Source organism: Kribbella sp. NPDC051620 (genome assembly GCF_044453825.1).
Lineage (GTDB): Bacteria > Actinomycetota > Actinomycetes > Propionibacteriales > Kribbellaceae > Kribbella.
The window spans coordinates 14,849-31,172 of record NZ_JBITDB010000009.1; the positions used below are offsets into that span (position 1 = coordinate 14,849).

General features: G+C 67.7%; 11 protein-coding genes. 5 read left to right on the forward strand and 6 right to left on the reverse strand.

Going from position 1 to position 16,324, the window contains the following annotated elements:
* Positions 1–66 precede the first annotated feature (66 nt).
* Positions 67–960 (forward strand): EamA family transporter, encoded by an 894-nt coding sequence (locus ACIA12_RS36650; RefSeq protein ID WP_396371944.1) that lies wholly within the window; start codon positions 67–69, stop codon positions 958–960.
* A 67-nt stretch (positions 961–1,027) separates the two neighbouring features.
* Here the strand turns inward: ACIA12_RS36650 and ACIA12_RS36655 are convergent, their stop codons facing one another.
* Positions 1,028–1,684, reverse strand: a complete 657-nt coding sequence (locus ACIA12_RS36655; RefSeq protein ID WP_396371945.1) for a response regulator transcription factor — start codon at positions 1,682–1,684, stop codon at positions 1,028–1,030.
* Between the two features lie 206 nt (positions 1,685–1,890).
* Positions 1,891–2,730 (reverse strand): helix-turn-helix transcriptional regulator, encoded by an 840-nt coding sequence (locus ACIA12_RS36660; RefSeq protein ID WP_396371946.1) that lies wholly within the window; start codon positions 2,728–2,730, stop codon positions 1,891–1,893.
* 103 nt (positions 2,731–2,833) lie between these two features.
* Here ACIA12_RS36660 and ACIA12_RS36665 point away from each other — a divergent pair, with 103 nt between their 5' ends.
* On the forward strand, positions 2,834–3,766 hold the full coding sequence (locus tag ACIA12_RS36665) for an SDR family NAD(P)-dependent oxidoreductase (RefSeq protein WP_396371947.1): 933 nt from the start codon (positions 2,834–2,836) through the stop codon (positions 3,764–3,766).
* A 15-nt stretch (positions 3,767–3,781) separates the two neighbouring features.
* On the opposite strand, the gene ACIA12_RS36670 is transcribed toward ACIA12_RS36665, so the two are convergent.
* Both ACIA12_RS36670 and ACIA12_RS36675 read right to left on the reverse strand, forming a co-directional pair.
* The gene (locus tag ACIA12_RS36670; protein ID WP_396371948.1) at positions 3,782–4,465 is read right to left on the reverse strand and encodes a hypothetical protein; all 684 of its coding nucleotides are present in this window, start codon (positions 4,463–4,465) and stop codon (positions 3,782–3,784) included.
* A gap of 12 nt (positions 4,466–4,477) precedes the next feature.
* Positions 4,478–5,368, reverse strand: coding sequence for a LysR substrate-binding domain-containing protein (locus tag ACIA12_RS36675; RefSeq protein WP_396371949.1), 891 nt, complete (start codon positions 5,366–5,368; stop codon positions 4,478–4,480).
* A gap of 165 nt (positions 5,369–5,533) precedes the next feature.
* Between ACIA12_RS36675 and ACIA12_RS36680 the strand changes: the two genes are divergently transcribed.
* Genes ACIA12_RS36680 through ACIA12_RS36690 form a run of 3 tightly spaced genes read left to right on the forward strand, consistent with a single transcriptional unit; the run spans position 5,534 to position 7,661 of the window.
* Entirely contained in the window at positions 5,534–6,160 is a 627-nt protein-coding gene (locus ACIA12_RS36680; protein WP_396371950.1) for an NADPH-dependent F420 reductase, read from the forward strand.
* Between the two features lies 1 nt (position 6,161).
* Positions 6,162–7,106, forward strand: coding sequence for an SDR family oxidoreductase (locus ACIA12_RS36685; protein WP_396371951.1), 945 nt, complete (start codon positions 6,162–6,164; stop codon positions 7,104–7,106).
* Between the two features lie 36 nt (positions 7,107–7,142).
* Complete coding sequence (locus tag ACIA12_RS36690) at positions 7,143–7,661, forward strand: ester cyclase (RefSeq protein ID WP_396371952.1); 519 nt, start codon at positions 7,143–7,145, stop codon at positions 7,659–7,661.
* On the opposite strand, the gene ACIA12_RS36695 is transcribed toward ACIA12_RS36690, so the two are convergent.
* Positions 7,656–12,878 carry a family 78 glycoside hydrolase catalytic domain gene (locus ACIA12_RS36695; protein WP_396371953.1) on the reverse strand — a complete coding sequence of 1,741 codons (5,223 nt, stop codon included), beginning with the start codon at positions 12,876–12,878 and terminating at the stop codon, positions 7,656–7,658. The two genes, ACIA12_RS36690 and ACIA12_RS36695, sit on opposite strands and share 6 nt — an antisense overlap.
* Complete coding sequence (locus ACIA12_RS36700; RefSeq protein ID WP_396371954.1) at positions 12,875–16,201, reverse strand: glycosylhydrolase-like jelly roll fold domain-containing protein; 3,327 nt, start codon at positions 16,199–16,201, stop codon at positions 12,875–12,877. The genes ACIA12_RS36695 and ACIA12_RS36700 overlap by 4 nt, the downstream gene beginning before the upstream one ends.
* Between the last annotated feature and the right edge of the window lie 123 nt (positions 16,202–16,324).

A 16,324-nucleotide genomic window follows, 5' to 3' on the forward strand; every position in this document is an offset into this window, starting at 1 on the left:
CGCTGATCGTATAGATAACCGGTTCATGCATTTTGCGTATTGCCGGCTCAGGCACATCCTGCCGGTATGACGCCGTCGCGGGTGGGGATGATGCTGGGCAGCGCCCTGTCCAACCAGGTTGGCGCAGCCACCGGATCACTTGCCTTCCCCGCCTTGGGACCGGCCGGCGTGGTCGCCGTGCGTCAATGGGTGGCCGCCATCCTGCTCGTGGGCATCACCCGCCCACGCTTCCGCTCCTTCACCCGTCGCGAGTGGCTGCCCGTACTGGCGCTCGCCGCCGTCTACGCGGTCATGAACCTCACCCTCTACACGGCAATCGACCGGATCGGCCTCGGCCTGGCGGTGACCCTGGAGTTCCTCGGCCCCCTCGCGGTCGCGCTGACTGCGTCCCGCCGCAAGCTCGATCTCCTCTGCGCGCTGGTCGCCGGTACTGCGGTGGTCGTCCTCATGAGGCCCCAACCGACCACCGACTACCTAGGCCTGTCCCTCGGCCTCGTCGCGGCGGCCTGCTGGGCGGCGTACATCCTCCTCAACCGCACCCTCGGCACCCGCCTCCCATCAGCTCAGGGCGCCGCCGCCGCGTCCACGGTCTCCGCTCTGGTGTACCTCCCCATCGGCCTCTGGATCTTCCTCCACCACCAGCCGGCCCTCCGGTACCTCGCCTACGCGGTCACCGCTGGCGTCCTCTCCTCGGCCGTCCCCTTCCTGGTCGACCTGGTCGCGCTCCGCCGGATCCCCACCGGCTTCTACGGCCTCTTCATGAGCATCAACCCGCTGCTCGCGGTATTGGTCGGCTGGATCTGGTTGCGTCAGACGCTCGGCCTGCTCGAGTGGCTGGCGGTCACGGCGATCATCACTGCCAACGTCGTCGCGATTGCGGCTCAGGGCGGGGATAAGGGTGGCGTAAGGGAAATCCTTGATGCTCGCAATAGGCCCGGTCGGGTTGAATCTGTGGAGTAGTGACGTCGCTACACGAGCGGGCCGGGGATCGACCTCCGGGGGCGGAAGGTTCGAGCTCCGGTCCGCATTAGCGCAATCGATATCCGACGCCGGGAACGGTCTCGATCAGACCGGGTGGGCCGAGTTTTCGGCGCAGCGTCATCATCGTGACGCGGACGGCATTCGTGAACGGATCGGCATTCTCGTCCCAGGCCTTCTCGAGCAGTTCCTCGGCGCTGACCACGGCCCCCGCGGCACGCATCAGGACATCGAGTACGGCGAACTCCTTCGGCGACAGGTGCAGGAAGCGGCCCTGCCGGCTGGCCTGGTGCCTGGGCAGGTCGAGGACCACGTCCTGCCACCTCCGTACCGGCGGAAGCGCACGGACCGACCGGCGGCCGAGGGCCTGGATCCTGGCCACGAGTTCCACCGTCGCGAACGGCCAGGACAGCACGTCATCGGCACCGATCGCGAGCCCTTCGACCCGGTCCGCCACATCGGTCGACCGGGTCAGCAGGAGCAGCCGCGGCCCTTCTCCGGACGCGACCACCTTGCGGACCAACTCGTCGGCGGGAACGGAAGGAAGCTCGGCGTCGAGGACTACAACGTCGTAGTCGTGCAGCCCGATCCGTTCGAGCGCGCCGCCGCCCTCGTGACAGACGTCGACCGCCATCGACAGCCGGCGCAGCTCACGAGCGGAGGTGGCCACGAACTCCTGGTCCACCCCGGCAATCAGTACTCGCACCGATAATGCTTCCCCAGCTCCATAACCCGAGTATCACCGAATTCCGGCAGCCCCGGGCCGCGTCTCAGCGCGCCACCTGGCGGTATACAAAATCACCGTGACGCAGAACACAGAAATCATTGAGCCATTAATCAAAGAATGAAGAAATCAGCAGACCTCATGCACAGTGGTTTGTTCTAATTCCCGCACCGCGGTACCGGGCAGTCCTACAGCGACTGGGTGCCCAGGACGGTGGCGAGATCGAGGCGGGCGGCGTCTTCGGTGCCGGGCTCGGCGGTGTAGATGGTGATGCGGAGGTCGTCCAGAGCGACGAGGAGCGTGTCGCAGTCCAGGGCGATCGGGCCGACAGCCGGATGGTCGATGGTCTTGCGTCGGGACGGTTCGGCCAAGGGCGGCGGTGCATCGGCGTCCCAGAGCTCGGCGAAACGCGGGCTGCCGGAGCTGAAGTCAGTGATCAGTTGCCGTAGGGCGCGGTCGGCCGGGTAGCGCGACGCGGTCAGGCGCAGGTCGGCCACCAGTCGGGCCTCGTGCTCTGCTTGCTCTTGCGGGGTATGCACCACCCGTGAGGGCATCCCGGTGACGTTGCGCCAGATGGCGTTGCGGTGCGGGCCACGCCAGGCGGTCGTGTCGCCCATGAGCGCGTCATAGGGCGCGTTGGCCAGTACGAGTGTCCAGCTGGCGTCGTACACGATCACCGGGGTGGGCGAGAGCCGGTCGAGTAACCGTTGCACGCTCCGGGTGACCCGGGACGGCACGATTTCGGGGCCGGGTGCGGCGTGCCCGGCCAGTCGGTAGAGCAGGTCGCGTTCGGTGTCGGCGAGGCGCAGTGCGCGGGCCAGTGACTCCACGACCTGCGTGGACGGCGCGGTTGCGCGTCCCTGCTCGAGGCGGGTCAGATAGTCGGCTGAGATGCCGGCGAGCGCGGCCAGCTCCTCGCGGCGCAGCCCGGTGGCCCGCCGTCGACGGCCTGCCGGAACGCCGATGGCCTCGGGTGCGAGCCGGTCGCGCCAGCGGCGTACGGTCCGGCCGAACTCCCACGTTTCCACAGGCTCCAGTGTGCGTGAGCCGGCACTGGGTTGTCCTGGTCCTGTCAGTCCCACGAAAACCGGACGACTGGTTGCCGCCGGGCAGTTCGCACAGTCTGCGGGTATGACCGAACCTGGAACTGTTCTGATCACCGGCCCGACCCGGAACCTGGGCCGTTACGCCGCGCTCGCCATGGCTGGCCGACCGGAGGGGCGGCGCCCCGACCTGCTGCTGGTCGGCCGTGCCGGGCGCGATCTGACGGCGGTCGGCGACGAGGCCCGTGCCCTGGGGGCACGCGTTCACGAGATCGGCTGCGACCTCGCGAGCCTCGCCGATGTGCGTGCCGCGGCGGCCACCGTGCGCGATCTGCTAGCCGCGAGCGCCGTACGGCCACTGCGGGCGCTGGTCGCGAATGCCGGCACCATGTCGCCCGACACCCGGCGGGCGTCGCTTGACGGCTACGAGCTGACTTTCGCCGTCAACTACCTCGCCCACGCCCAGCTCATCGGCGACCTCCTCGGCTCGTTCATTGCCCCGGCGCGCGTCGTACTGCTCGGCTCGAACACCTACTCCGCCAACTTCTGGCGCAAGCTGCTGCGTGTGCCGGAAGCCAAGTGGGCCGACCCCGTCGAGCTCGCCCGCCCGGCCGCCGGCGACCAGCCGCCGGGCATGACCGCCTCCGGCATCGCCTACTCCAACGCCAAGCTGGCGATCCTGTACTACGCCCACGAACTGCAACGCCAGGCCGGCTCCGGGATCAACGTCTCGGTGTTCGAACCCGGCTGGATGCCCGGCACAGCCCTCGGCCGCGGCGCCCCGAAGGCCCTCCAGTCAATCAGCCGTGCTTTGGCTCGCATCCCAGGCGTATCGACGCCACAACGCTCAGGTCCTTTACTGGCCGCAATGGCCCTGGACGGCAAATGGGCACACCTACGCGACGGCGCCTTCGTCCTGAAGACCAAGCTGACCGAAGTACAGGCAACAGCGCACAACCTCAATCGCGAACAACAGCTGTGGAACACAACCATCGAACTACTGGACCGCGTCTCCAAGTGACGATCAGTGTGCGGTTCAGGGCACATCCCGCGTGACCAGCGGGGTCAGCGCGGCCTTGAGGGCGGCTGATGCAGGTGGCTGTGCGCTGTCGGAGGGCGGCGACTGCATGCTCGGCGGACAGATGCCGCCGGCCGAGCCGTCGCTCGCGAGAGTGAAGGTCGAGACCTGACGCCCGGTCCTGATCTCGTAAACGGCGAACGTCCACCTCGCCGGATAGACCTTCGTCGACGGCTCCCCGATCCAGTCGCAGGTACCAACTGGCTTCTTACCGACTTGCCGGATCTCCGTCGGGCAGAAGATGAGCGCGGCCTGCGACGAGGTCCACCAGTGAGCGGTGAAGTCGCTGTGGTTCGCCGGCAGCCAGTCGCGCGGCAGAAATCCCTCATCGATCTGGAAGGGATGGAGCTCCGTCGCAAATGCCGGGCCCGGACTGCCTGGGATGATGAGATGCGGTCCACGGCCCTGATACGCGGGAGCAGCCGGATTAGGCATCGGCGGATACTCGAGACAGGCGATTCCCGGCAACTGCGGGCTGGGCGTGCTCACCGCGACCGACGGGCTCGCGACACCTGACGAGCCGCCGGAATCAGCCGAAGGCTCGCTGTCACGCAGGACGATCTGGACAACCAAACCGATTGCCAGGATGCCCGCCGCGGCCACGAACAGCCACCAGACCACAGGGGTCCGCTCGCCCTCCATCACACCTCCCGGCTAGTTCTCGCGCTGCCACGTTTCGTTGTTTCCGCACTCCGCGGTGATCTCGGCCGTCGCCAGAGCCGCGGTGAAGAAGTCGTCGACCAGTGGCGAGGTACGCGAGGCCGCTACTGCGAGGCACACCTGGTCGGGTGCCAGATCCGTGACCGGCACGTAGGTGATGTCCGGACGTGAGTAGAACACGGTCTCCGAACGCCCCGCGAACGAGATACCGCGTCCGGCCCCGACGTGCTCGAGCTTCTCTTCGACCCCGCGCACCCGGAGCCCGGAGTCGGGGTGCGGTCGCCTGGTGGGCTGAGTGCTCGCGTCTGCATGCCAGACCAGCGGCTCACCGGCCAGGTCGGCCTCGGTGACCTCCTCCTTGCCCGCCAACCGGTGACCGGTGGGCAACACCACCATCAGCGGCTCGCTGTACAGCGGCGTCAGGCGCAGGCCGGTCTCATCGATCGGCAGCCGCACAAAGCCGACGTCGACGCGGCCGTCGAGCAGCATCTGGGCTTGGTCGTCCCATTCCATTCGCTGTACGTCCACGACCACGTCCGGATGCCGGCCCTCGAACGCACGTGCCGCCGGTATGACCGGGATGCCGGCCCGAAAGCCGACCACCAGCCGCTGGCTGCCGCGGGCTGCCAGGGCCACCCGGCGCCGGACGGCGTGCGCGGAGGCGAGCAGGGGAGCGGCGTCGTCCAGTAGCTGCCGGCCGGCGTCGGTCAGAGCCACGCCGTGGCTGTCCCTGGTGAACAGCGGGGCGCCGAGCTCCTTTTCCAGCGCGCGGATCTGCCGGCTGAGGACCGGCTGCGCGATGTGCAGGTCGTCGGCGGCGCGACCGAAGTGCAGCTTGCCGGCGACGGCGACGAAGTAGCGCAATTTGCGCAGGTCCAGATCCATGACGCCTCCCGGTCCGGCGATGCCTTCAGGGTATCGCAACGGCTGAAAGAGGTCTTGGACATCGAATCGGGCCAATGGCATCGTCAATAGGGCCGAACGAATTCGGTCAAAGAATTCGATCTCGGATCTGACAGTTCTATTCAGCGCCAGAAAGCGAATACACCTATGAGTAACGTCAGCATTATCGGTCTGGGGAACATGGCCACCGCCATCGCCGCCCGGGCGCTTGCCGGTGGCAACGCCGTCGAGCTGATCGGGCGCGACCAGGCCAAAGCCGAGGAATCGGCTGCGGCACTCGGCGGCGCCACTGCCGGGACGGCCGGCGCCGTTCCGGCCGGGGACATCGTCATCCTCGCCGTGCCGTACGCCAGCGCGGCGGCGGTGGTCGGCGAATACGGGGATGCACTGGCAGGCAAGGTCATCATCGACATCTCCAATACCTTCAACGCCGACGCCAGCGGGCTGGTCACTCCTGATGGCATTGCCGGAGCGCAGCAGATCGCCAAAGCCGCCCCGGCGAGCGCGCACGTCGTGAAGGCGTTCAACACCATCTTCGGTCATGTCCTGGCCCAGGGTGGTCGGCTGGACGTTTTCTTTGCCGGAGACGACGCGCGGGCCAAGGCCGCTGTCTCGGAGTTCATCGAGAGCCTCGGACTGCGGCCGCTCGATGTCGGCGGCCTGGAAATGTCCCGCTGGCTGGAAAGCGTGGGCCCGCTTCTGATGGGCCTGGCACGCAACGGCGTGGGGAATTTCAACATCGCCCTCAGGGTCGACATTCTCGAGGAGCAGTAGCGTGCGCGTTTTCGTCACCGGTGGGACCGGCCATTCCGGTTCGTACATCATTCCCGAGCTCATCGCCGCCGGCCACGAGGTCACCGGCCTGGCCCGGTCGGACAACGCCGCGGCGGTACTGTCCGCGCTCGGCGCCAAGGTACGTCGAGGCGAGCTCCAGGATCTCGACGGGCTCAAGGAGGCGGCAGCGGACTCCGATGGCGTCATTCACGTCGCGCACAGGCAGGATCTGCTTCCGTCCGGCGGGATCGCTGCCGTCGCCGCCGCGGAGCTCCCGGTCATGCTCGCGTACGGCGAGGCACTCGCGGGGACTCAGAAGCCGCTGGTCGCGGCAGGGAGCATCGGCTCGCCTGGCCACGGGCTGCACTTGGGCCGGCCGGCCACCGAGGAAGATCCCGCCCTTCCCAGCGGGGATGAGCACAAGGGCACGCTGCGGGCTCGTAACGTCGTGGAAACCACCATCATCGGACTCGCCGAGCGGGGGGTGCGGTCTTCGATCGTACGGATCGCCAACATCGCGCACAGCACGACCGATACTGCCGGCTTCCTCCCCAGGCTGATCGCGATCGCGAAGGAGAACGGCTTCGTCGGCTATCCGGGGGACGGCACGAACCGGTGGAACGCGGTGCACGTCCGCGATCTCGCCGCCGTGTTCCGCCTGGCGCTGGAGAAGGGACCGGCCGGCAGATACTGGCACGCGGTAGAGGACGAAGGCGTCCCGTTCCGCGAGCTCGCCGAGGCCATCGGCCGCCGCCTGGGGCTGCCCGCCGTGAGCATCCCCCTGGACGAATTGATGCTGCCGGGATACTTCGGATTCCTCGCGGCTGTGGTCACGCTGGACTTCCCGGCGTCCAACCTCATCACCCGCCAGACCCTCGGCTGGGAACCCGCTCAGCCCCGCCTGCTCGCCGACCTGGACAACGGCCACTACTTCCCCGCCAGCTGAGAGCATCAACGCTCCCGCTTGGGTACAGGTGTGGGTATGGATTTGAAGGCCTTCTACCGGAGCTATCTGCAGGCTTGCAACGAGCGCAGGTTCGACGATCTCGCCGAGTTCGTCGCCGACGACGTCGAGGTCAACGGCGAGCCGCGTGGTGTGGCGCAGTACGGCGCCGACCTGCGTGACTTCACTGAGGCGGTGCCGGATTTCCACTGGGAGCTGCGGCATCTGCTGGTCGACGGGAACTGGCTGAGCGCGCATCTGTGGGACACCGGTACGTCGCCGGCCGGGCGGGCCGGCATGATTCAGGAGTTCTCGGACTTCGCCGTGGAACGGACCATCCCGGCGTCATCCCGCAGCATGTCCGTCATCATCAATGCCCTTGCCGGGGACGTACTCATGCTGGCGTTCCTCACCTGGACCAGGCTGCACGGAATCATCAGCCTCGAGATCGGCGGCCACCTCGCCGCCACAGGCATCGGTGCCGCCGCCTTGTTCGAAGCCGAGCTGGAAACCATCCGCACCCAAGCAGCCCAACTGCCACCGGCCATTGGCTCATGACGCGTTGATGCGAAGGTCGCGGGAAGGTTCTTGTTGCCAGGTGGTTCCGTTGTTGTTGCTGTACAGGGCGATGCCGTTCGGCAATGGGTCGGAGTCGTTGTAGGCGTGGCCGTAGCAGCCAGTTGTTGTGGTGGTGCGGGCGATGAGCGCGAAGCGTTCACCGTCGGCGTCCTTCACCCGGGCGGGCAGGATGACGCGGGACGGTGACCAGCTCACGTCGGTCGGCGCGATCGTACGAGTCGCGATGACCGCACCCGGCTTTCCGTCGGCGTCGAGCCGGGCGAGCTCCAGCGTCAGGGGCGCGTTCGGCCGGCCGGACTGGAAGGTGGTGAAGGCGACCGACCTCAGCTTTCCGGGGCCGGCCATGGTGAAGGTCTGTGCCCGGGAGATCCCGGCGGCGAGATCGCAGTACGTGTGGAAGCCATCGTCCCCGGCCGAGACGCCGTGAACCGTCGGCGGGGAGTAGCTGGTGTCGGTGAGGTTGAGGTCGTAGCTGTCGCCGCACTGGAGTGGTTCGATGGATCCGTCTGCCCGGAAGCGCAGCGGCTCCCACTGATGTTTGGCCAGCGCCTCGTTGGGGGCGCGATCGTTCCATCGGTCACTCTGATAGAGGTACACCGGCCCATCGCGACCCGGCAGCTCGGCGACATCGGCCGGCTGGCCACCGCAGGAGTCCGTACTGATCTTCACCCCATGCGTGGTCGTTGCCGGCGGCAACCAGGATGACAGGTCGCCGGTGAAGTCGTCGGCCAGCAGTTGGGTACCGTCCGGCGCCGTCACCCGGACGTCGTCGAAGCGCGCGCTCTCACCGTCGTTGCCGCCGCTCTCCCGGAATCCGATCCGCCCGGTCGCGTACGAGGTGTCGGTGGTGGTGTCGACGAGCGTGCCGTTCACCCAGGTACGGATGGTCGAGCCCTCGACCTGGGTCCGCACGGCGTACGGCTGCCCGCCGACGATCGGCATCGGAGTCTTCACGATCTCCAGTTTCTGCACCGCCCCGTTGCGGAAGACCGCCTTGGTGAGACTTCCACCCTCGGCGCCGGGATGCGGATAGTTGCCGAGCATCCAGACGTACCCGGTCCCGGTGTCGGTGGCGCGGAAGGTCCAGCCGGCTTGGGCATAGCTGCCGCCGCCACCCGTCTGCTGCGGCACTGTGCGGAACGACAGGTCGTAGTCAGCCCACTGCGCGCCGCCCTTGGACAGTCCCACCCCACCGCCGTTGACCTGCAGCGCTTGGTCCTGAATCTGCCAGGCGGCGTCGGAGGTACTGCCCTGCCATGGACCCAACGGTGTCGGGGCACGGAAGTAGGAGGTACCGGTCGTGCAGTAGCCACAGTTCGGGTCGGACAGGGTCAGGTAGTAGGTGCCGTTGCGTTTGAACATCGAGGGCGCCTCAGTCGACTGCACACCGAGTCGCACGTGCTCGCCGGTGCCGGTCCGGTACGACGCGTCGAGCTTCTCGACGACGATGTCGCCACCTCTGCGCCAGTCGGTGTAGGCCAGGTACGCCGTACCGTCGGTGTCGCGGAACACGTCGTGGTCGCCGTTGTTGACGCCGGGCGGAATGTCGTTGTTGACGGCAAGCTTCGGGATCGCCTGCTCGGTGAACGGCCCGTTCGGCCGATCCGCGGTGAAGACGTGGTAACCGACGCCGACGTCGTACGAGTTGATCCACAGCACGTACTTCCGGGTGGCCTTGTTGTAGACCACGTGCGGGCGATAACACCCGTACGTCCCGCCGTCGCAGCGTTGTTGCCAGCTACTCGTGGTCGCGTCGAACAGGAACCCCTCGTCGGTCCAGTGCACCAGATCGGTCGAGCTGTACGACTTGAACCCGCAGAACGGGCTGCCCGGCTTCTGCCACTCGAAGCCACAGCCGTAGCTGGTCCCGTACAAGTAGTACCGGGCCCCGAACTTCTGGATCTCCCCGTCGTGCGCGTCGACCGCGTCGCCGCCGGTGGCGAACCGGACCGTCGGGCCGCCGGCGTCTCCGTTCACGATCGTCGAGACCGCAGGCACTGGCACCGCTTGGAACTCGTAGGATCCGGAGCCGACCTGGTACTTGGCGTAACCGTCCTGCCTGCTCTCGAACGTCGCACCAGCCGGCGCGACCACCTGGTCGCCAGGTCGTACCGGCACGAAGATCTCGCCGGTCGCGCCGACCGGAACGCTGACCCGCACGGTGAAACGGCCTTCGTCACGAGTCCACGCAGAGCGCACCTGGCCGAGCGGCGACGCGACCTCGGCGGACGCCTGCCGCAGATCGCCGACCGGGTAGGGCTGGACCTTCACCTTGGTGTAGCCCGGTGCGGCGGGCTCGATCCCGGCGACTCGTTGGTACAGCCAGTCGTCGACAGTGCCCATGAATGCGTGCTGCCGGGACCGGGACGTGGCGGCCCACTCCTCCCACATGGTGGTGGCACCCAGGGACTGGAACCAGTAGCCCCAGCCCGGGTACGTCGGATTGGTCGCGACCCGGTACGCGAGCTCGGCGTTCCCGGTGTCGCTGAGCACCGGCAGGATCAGCTTCGTGCCCAGCGCGCCGGTGTTCAGGTGGACGCCGCGATCGTTGATGTCGGCAACGAGCTTGGCGACGACCGCGGCGCGCTTGGCGGCCGGTACGATGCCGAGGCTCAACGGCAGCAGGTTGGAGGTCTGGCGGTAGCCGGCCGCGCGATCGTCGTAGTACGCGCCGGTCGAGGAATCGAGGAAGGTGGCGTTGAAGGCGTCGGTGATGGTGGCCGCCAGCCGGTCGAAGTGTGCCGCATCGTCAGTGTGGCCGAGTGCGCGGGCGATCTCGGCCATCGCCGTGGTGGTCTTGAGCAGATAAGCGGTTCCTGCGAGCCGCGCGCCCTCCGGCGGCTGGGCGAATCCGGGAGCGAGCCAGTCGGCGTAGCTGCCGCCTGTGTAGATGTATCCGGTTTGCGCGATCTTGGTCTCGAAGAACTTGAGCCAGGCCTTCATCGGCTCGTAGTTGTCCTGGAGCGGGCGGAGATCGCCGTAGTACCAGTAGAGGTCCCAGTTGATCAGTACGAAGCTCGCGGTCCAGACGGGGTCGACCACCTGTTTCGCACCGGCGGTGCCCGGCACGGTCTGGCCGATGTTGCCTTCCGGGGTCTGGTCGTCGCGGTGGGAGCGCATCCAGTTCTCGTAGAAGTTCCGCAGGTCGAAGCTGGCGATGGCGGAGTCGGCGGACAGGAAGCCGTCGGCGGTGTACGGCCGCTTCTCGTACATCGGGGTGTCGGTCGGTACCGAGTGGAGGTTGTTGAGGATGGTGTTCGCCTCTGCGGCGTGGTACCGGTTGAGGAGATCGCTCGAGCTGGTGAAGTTCCCGGTCTGGGCGGCGGCCGTGTGGACTCGTTTCGCGCTCACCGACTCGACGGTGACGCCCTCGGGCGCGGTGACCTGGACGTACTGGAAGCCTGCGTAGGAGTAGCTGGGTGTGTAGGTCTCCAGCCCGGATCCCTTGAGAACATAGGTGTACTTCTGCAGCTGCATGCCGAAGCCACCGATGTTGTCGACGGTACCGTCGCTCTTGAGCTTCTCGCCGTAGGTGATCGTCACCTGGGCGCCGGCCGGTCCGCGCAGGGCGACTGTCGCCCAGCCGGCCGTGGGGGAGCCGTAGTCGTGAACCGTCGTTCCGGCGGCCGGCTCGGAGACCTTGCCGGCCGGCAGTTGACCGGTGACCTTGATCGGCGGGAACGACTGCGCGGTCAGCTTGCCGGTCGGTGCCGGGACCACGCTTGCGGGACGCCAGCCGGAGTCGTCGAATCCGGTGTTGTTCCAGCCCGGCTGCTCAAGCCGGGCGTCGTAGGTCTCGCCGAACCACAGCGACTCGGAGGTGGTGGGCCCGTCGGCCAGCGTCCAGCTTCCGTCGCTGAGGATCTGTTCGGTTGTGCCATCGACGTAGGTCACGTCGAGTTGCAGCTTCAGCTTCGGCTCACCGTGCCACGGCGACGTCACCCATTCGTCCGGGTTCGTCATGGCGTAGTAGCCGCGGCCCAGGCTCACTCCGATCGCGTTGGCGCCGGACCGCAGTTGCTCGGTCACGTCATACGTCGCGTAGAGAACAGTCTTGTCGTAGACCGTGAACCCGGGGTCGAGCTCGTGATCGCCGACCCGCTGGCCGTTGAGGTAGAGCTTGTAGTAGCCGAGACCGGCCACGTAGGCCCGAGCGGACCGGATCCGCTTCTGCTGTGCCGCGAAGTCCTTGCGCAGCAGGGGTTCCGGCGGCGTCGTCGGCGTGACCGAGTTTCCCCACGGGCTTGAGCCGTAGGCCGCGGCCACCAGTGCTGCCGGCCAGGCCGAGTCGTCGAAGTCCGGCGCTTGCCAGCCGGTGAGCTCGACGTTGGACGACTTCCACGAGGCGTCGGTGACGAGATCGATCGGGTCCGCGCCGGAGAGCTGCAGCTTGCCGACCAGGCCTGACGGTCCGGGCTGGGCGTTGGCGGCCTGGACCGCGATGACGTTGCGGCCGACGTGCAGGGCGGCGGTCAGGTCGACATCCACGGCTGACCGCCAGGAGTCGTTGATCTGGGGCGATCGAGCGAGCTGTTTGCCGTTGACGTACAGGACGAAGTTGTCGTCGGCGGTGAGCTGGAAGTGGGCTGCCGACACCTCGGCGGACAGGTCGAGCGTTCGCCGGAAGTACCGGGTGCCGACTGGTGCGGAGTCCGCCGGGTTGCCCTCGGGGTACCAGATCCAGCTCGCCCCTTGGAGCGAGGCAGTAGGCGACTCGGCGCGCGCACCGATCCAGTTGCCGTGGAAGTCGGCCTGCTTGAGGAACGCCGTCTCGAACCACTTCGTGTCGCTCCACGCCGATGCCTGGTGGGTGGCGTTCCAGACGCGGACACGCCAGTAGTACCTGGTACGCGACCGCAGGTCAGGTCCGCCGTACTCGACGTCGAACGACTTCGCCGACGACACCTTGCCGCTGTCCCACACCTTGCCCGTGCCGTTCGGCGCCGAGAAGACCTGCACCTGGTACGCCGACTGCCGGCTACCGAGCACGTCCGAGTTCAGGGTCCAGCTCAACCTGGGCCGGGCCACGTCGATGCCGAGCGGATTGTCCTGATGCTCGACGGTCAGTTGCCCGATCTCCAGCGCGGGCTGGACGAGGCGGTTGCTGCTCTCGGCTGCCGCGTTCGGAGCTGTCACCAACAACGGCATGGCCAAGGTCGCTACCAAAGCGGAGACCACGGCTGCGCGCGATTTCATGAGCTCTCCAGGGGAATCGTCAAAAGCCGCTGGGGCTGGAGTGAGACCGGGCCGAGCAGGCCGGACGGTATGGATTGGCCGTGGCTGTTGGCGCCGGTATTGGTGACCCGTACGGCAACGACGTTGCGGCCTGGCCGTAGCGCCGCAGTGACTTCGACCCGGTATGGCGCCCACAGCCGTGCGGGCAGCGCCGTCCCGTTGATCGACACTTCGGCCACCTCGTGGACCGTGCCGAGGTCGAGGGTCCAGCTCCGGCCGGCCAGGACGCCGGCGTCCAGGACAAAGTCCTTCTGGTAGACGCCTGCTCCCGCGAAGCCGGAGTCGAGGTCGGTCCAGGAGCCCAGCGGGCGTTGCAGAGTCTCTGCACCGGCACGGTCGAACCGGAATTCCCAAGGTCCCTCCAGCGGCAACGCCTGCAGGGGATCGGTCGCGGTGGCGGAACCTCGATACACGCGATGGCCGTCCGTCGCGGTCACTGTGGCGACTCCCGGCGTGGCCACTCGGACGACCGCCTTCCGCGAGCGACCGGCCAGGTCCAGTGATTCGACCGGAGCGGTCGACGAGAGCACGTGGGCCGGTTGCTTGCCTGGCTTGAAGACGATCAGGACGGCCGCGCTCGGATCGAGTGCCAACGGCAGTTCGGTGGTCTTCGCCTTTCGCTGCCAGATCGGCGCGGGAGCGGCCCGCCCGGTGTCGGCATCCCAGATCTCCGGTACGCCGACAGCCGGGAAGGCAGCCGTCAGGGTGACGGGCGTGGGGCGCTCATTGACCACCAGGAAGGCGAGTTCGCCCGCCTTGCGGAACCGAAGTACCCGGACCTCAGGAGTCGGCGGAGTGAGACTCACCGCAGCCCGTCCATCGCGCACAGCCGCTGCCGCTGCCTCGTCCGAGGTCGTGACCTGCTTGACCCGGCCGGCAGCACGGAGTTCAGCCCAAGCGGTAGCCAGTGCCTTGTCCGCGCCACGGGCCTCCGACGTGGCCGGCGGGCCGATCAGTACGACGGAACCGCCGCAGCGGACAAACTGAAGCAGCGTTTTGACCGAGCCCAGAGCGATCACCGGCGTCGGTGGGATCACCACGGTCCGGTAGCTCTGCCGGCCAACCTTCAGCACACCGTCGCGCGGTACGGCATGCACGATCAGCGCGGGATCCTGGTCGAGTGCTCCTTCGTCGACCAGATCGAAGTCGATCTGGGCATCTTCCAGCGCATGGATCGCGGCGACGAAGGCGGAGTCGAGCGCGGCGGCCTGGGGTGTTCCCTGGACCGCTTCGACCCCGCGTTGCGGCTGGAGCAGGCCGGTCTCGGCGGCGGCCTGGGCGCGGCCGGCTTCCATGACGCGGCCGATCCACTGGTACAGGGGTTCGGAGACCGACCACCACGGGTTGACCGGCTGGAACGGTGGTGGGTAGAAGATCGTCCGTTCGTCGCTGAAAGCTGCGTGCAGCAAGGTTTTGTTGACGCCGCGGACGGCGAAGGAGCCGATGGCCTGCCGGACCTGGCCCGGCGTGATGGTCCAGCCGGCTGCTCCCATCGCCTCCAGGTACACCCGCTCCTGACCTACCTGGTGGGCGGTGCTGGCTGGGTAGCGGGACAGCGTGCGGTAGTAGCCCTGTTGATAGTGATCGGCGATCAGGTCGGTACCGGGGATCTGCGCCCATTGGTTGGTGCTGTTCAGATTGCCGCTGCTCTTCAGCTGTTCGGCTGGGCCGAACTCGTCCCACAGCGGATTGGAGATGAAGGCGGTCCCTCGGTCCGCCATCCAGCGGCCTTGCTGCTTGTAGTACGCCGCCGCGAATCGGTTGGAGACCGCGCGCCAGTACGTCGCGCTCAACCGTTGCCCGGCCGGACCAAGGTCGTCGTGTACGGCGGACAGGGCCGCGGCCACCGAGCCGGCGCCGAGCCGGATCAGCTCGCCGGCCAGGGATGGCGACCAGGGGATGGCGCGGAAGTGCGCGCTTGCCGACGCCAGGAACGGTTCGTCGTCGGCGAATCCGCGCAACACCCCACCGACCGCCCAGGGGAACCGGCGGAGGTACTCGCCGGGGACGATGTCGAGGAACAACGCGACCGCCTCGTCGTCGAGGAGATCGAGGTAGTACTGACGGAAGCCGCCGTCGTCGATCAAGGCCCTGCTGGTGAAGACGTCGACTTGCCACCGGCCGGGCGGCGCGGTCCAGGGCTCGCCTGCCTTTGCGATGGCGGTCAGGTCACGGATGGCGGTGACGTCGGACGATCCCGCCGGCCGGGCCGCGACCGCGACCAGCGGGCCGGGGAACCCGATCGGTAGATCGAACGCGTCAAGGGCTGCCAGGCTGGTGAAGTCCTCGTCGTACAGGCCGGCAACGGTCAGTCGATCCCAACTGGACAGCTGGGTCGCTGTTGCGCGGACTCCGACTCGGCCACGAGGCCAGGTACCGTCCACGACATCCGGCCGCTGCGTCCCGTCGACCGAGGCGCTGATCCGATTACCCTGTACCTGAACAGCCAGCGTGTGGTCGGCGGCGGGATCGAATCCCGGCAGCGCCGCGCCACCACTCAGCAGGTTGAACGACCCGTTGGACTGTCGCCAGATGTCGAGGCCACCGTCGCTGCGGAGGTCGGCCAGGTAGCCGCTGGCCTCGTCCGGGCAACGGAACATCAGGCCTGCCGTGGCCCGCTCGATCCGGACCGTTGCCGTGACGGCGTAGTCCTGCCAGTCAGCACCCTCGCGGAGCAAGGTGATGCCGTCACGACGGCTGGCGTCGACCACGAGCCGGCCGTCGCGTACTTCGAGACCGCGGCTGAGTCGATCGAGGGGGATCGCGCTGCCGCCGTCCACCGTCGCGCCACCGCGGACGATGCCCTGCAGCCGAAGCTCTGGCCGGGGTTGGTAGACGCGATCGCCTACCTTGCCGCCCTTCACCACGAACCCGCCGCCGCGGCCGCTGGGGAAGAAGTCGTCGTTGAACAGCCAGAGGTGCATGCCGTGCCGCTCGGCTTCGCGCAGGGTGTGCTCGATCAGCGTGAACCACTCCTCGCTGAAGAACACCGGCCGCAGCGCGTCGGTCTCGAACGGGAAAACCAGCACCTCCACGACGCCTTTGTCGCGCAGGTCGGCCAGTTGCTGGTCGACCAAGGCCGTGGTGACCGTGCCGTTCCAGAACCACAGGACCATCGGCAGGCTGTCCGCCGGCGGGTTGATGAAGCGGCCCGGATCGAAGCCGTGCCCGGCCGCGGTGGCCCCGGCCACTGAGGGCATCGAAGCGACAGCCGCGACGGCCCCGGCCGCCGCGAGCACAGCGCGCCGGGACAACTGGATGCCACCGGAGGTCTGATCAGTCATGAACCCTGATCCTGCGGGGTGGCCCGGACCGGAGCAATGAAGACGACCGGTTGTGGTCACCCGCTCAGTTGGAGTGAGCGTTTTCTGTTGGCGGTGAGGCGCCGGGCCTAGCGTCGTCCCGAA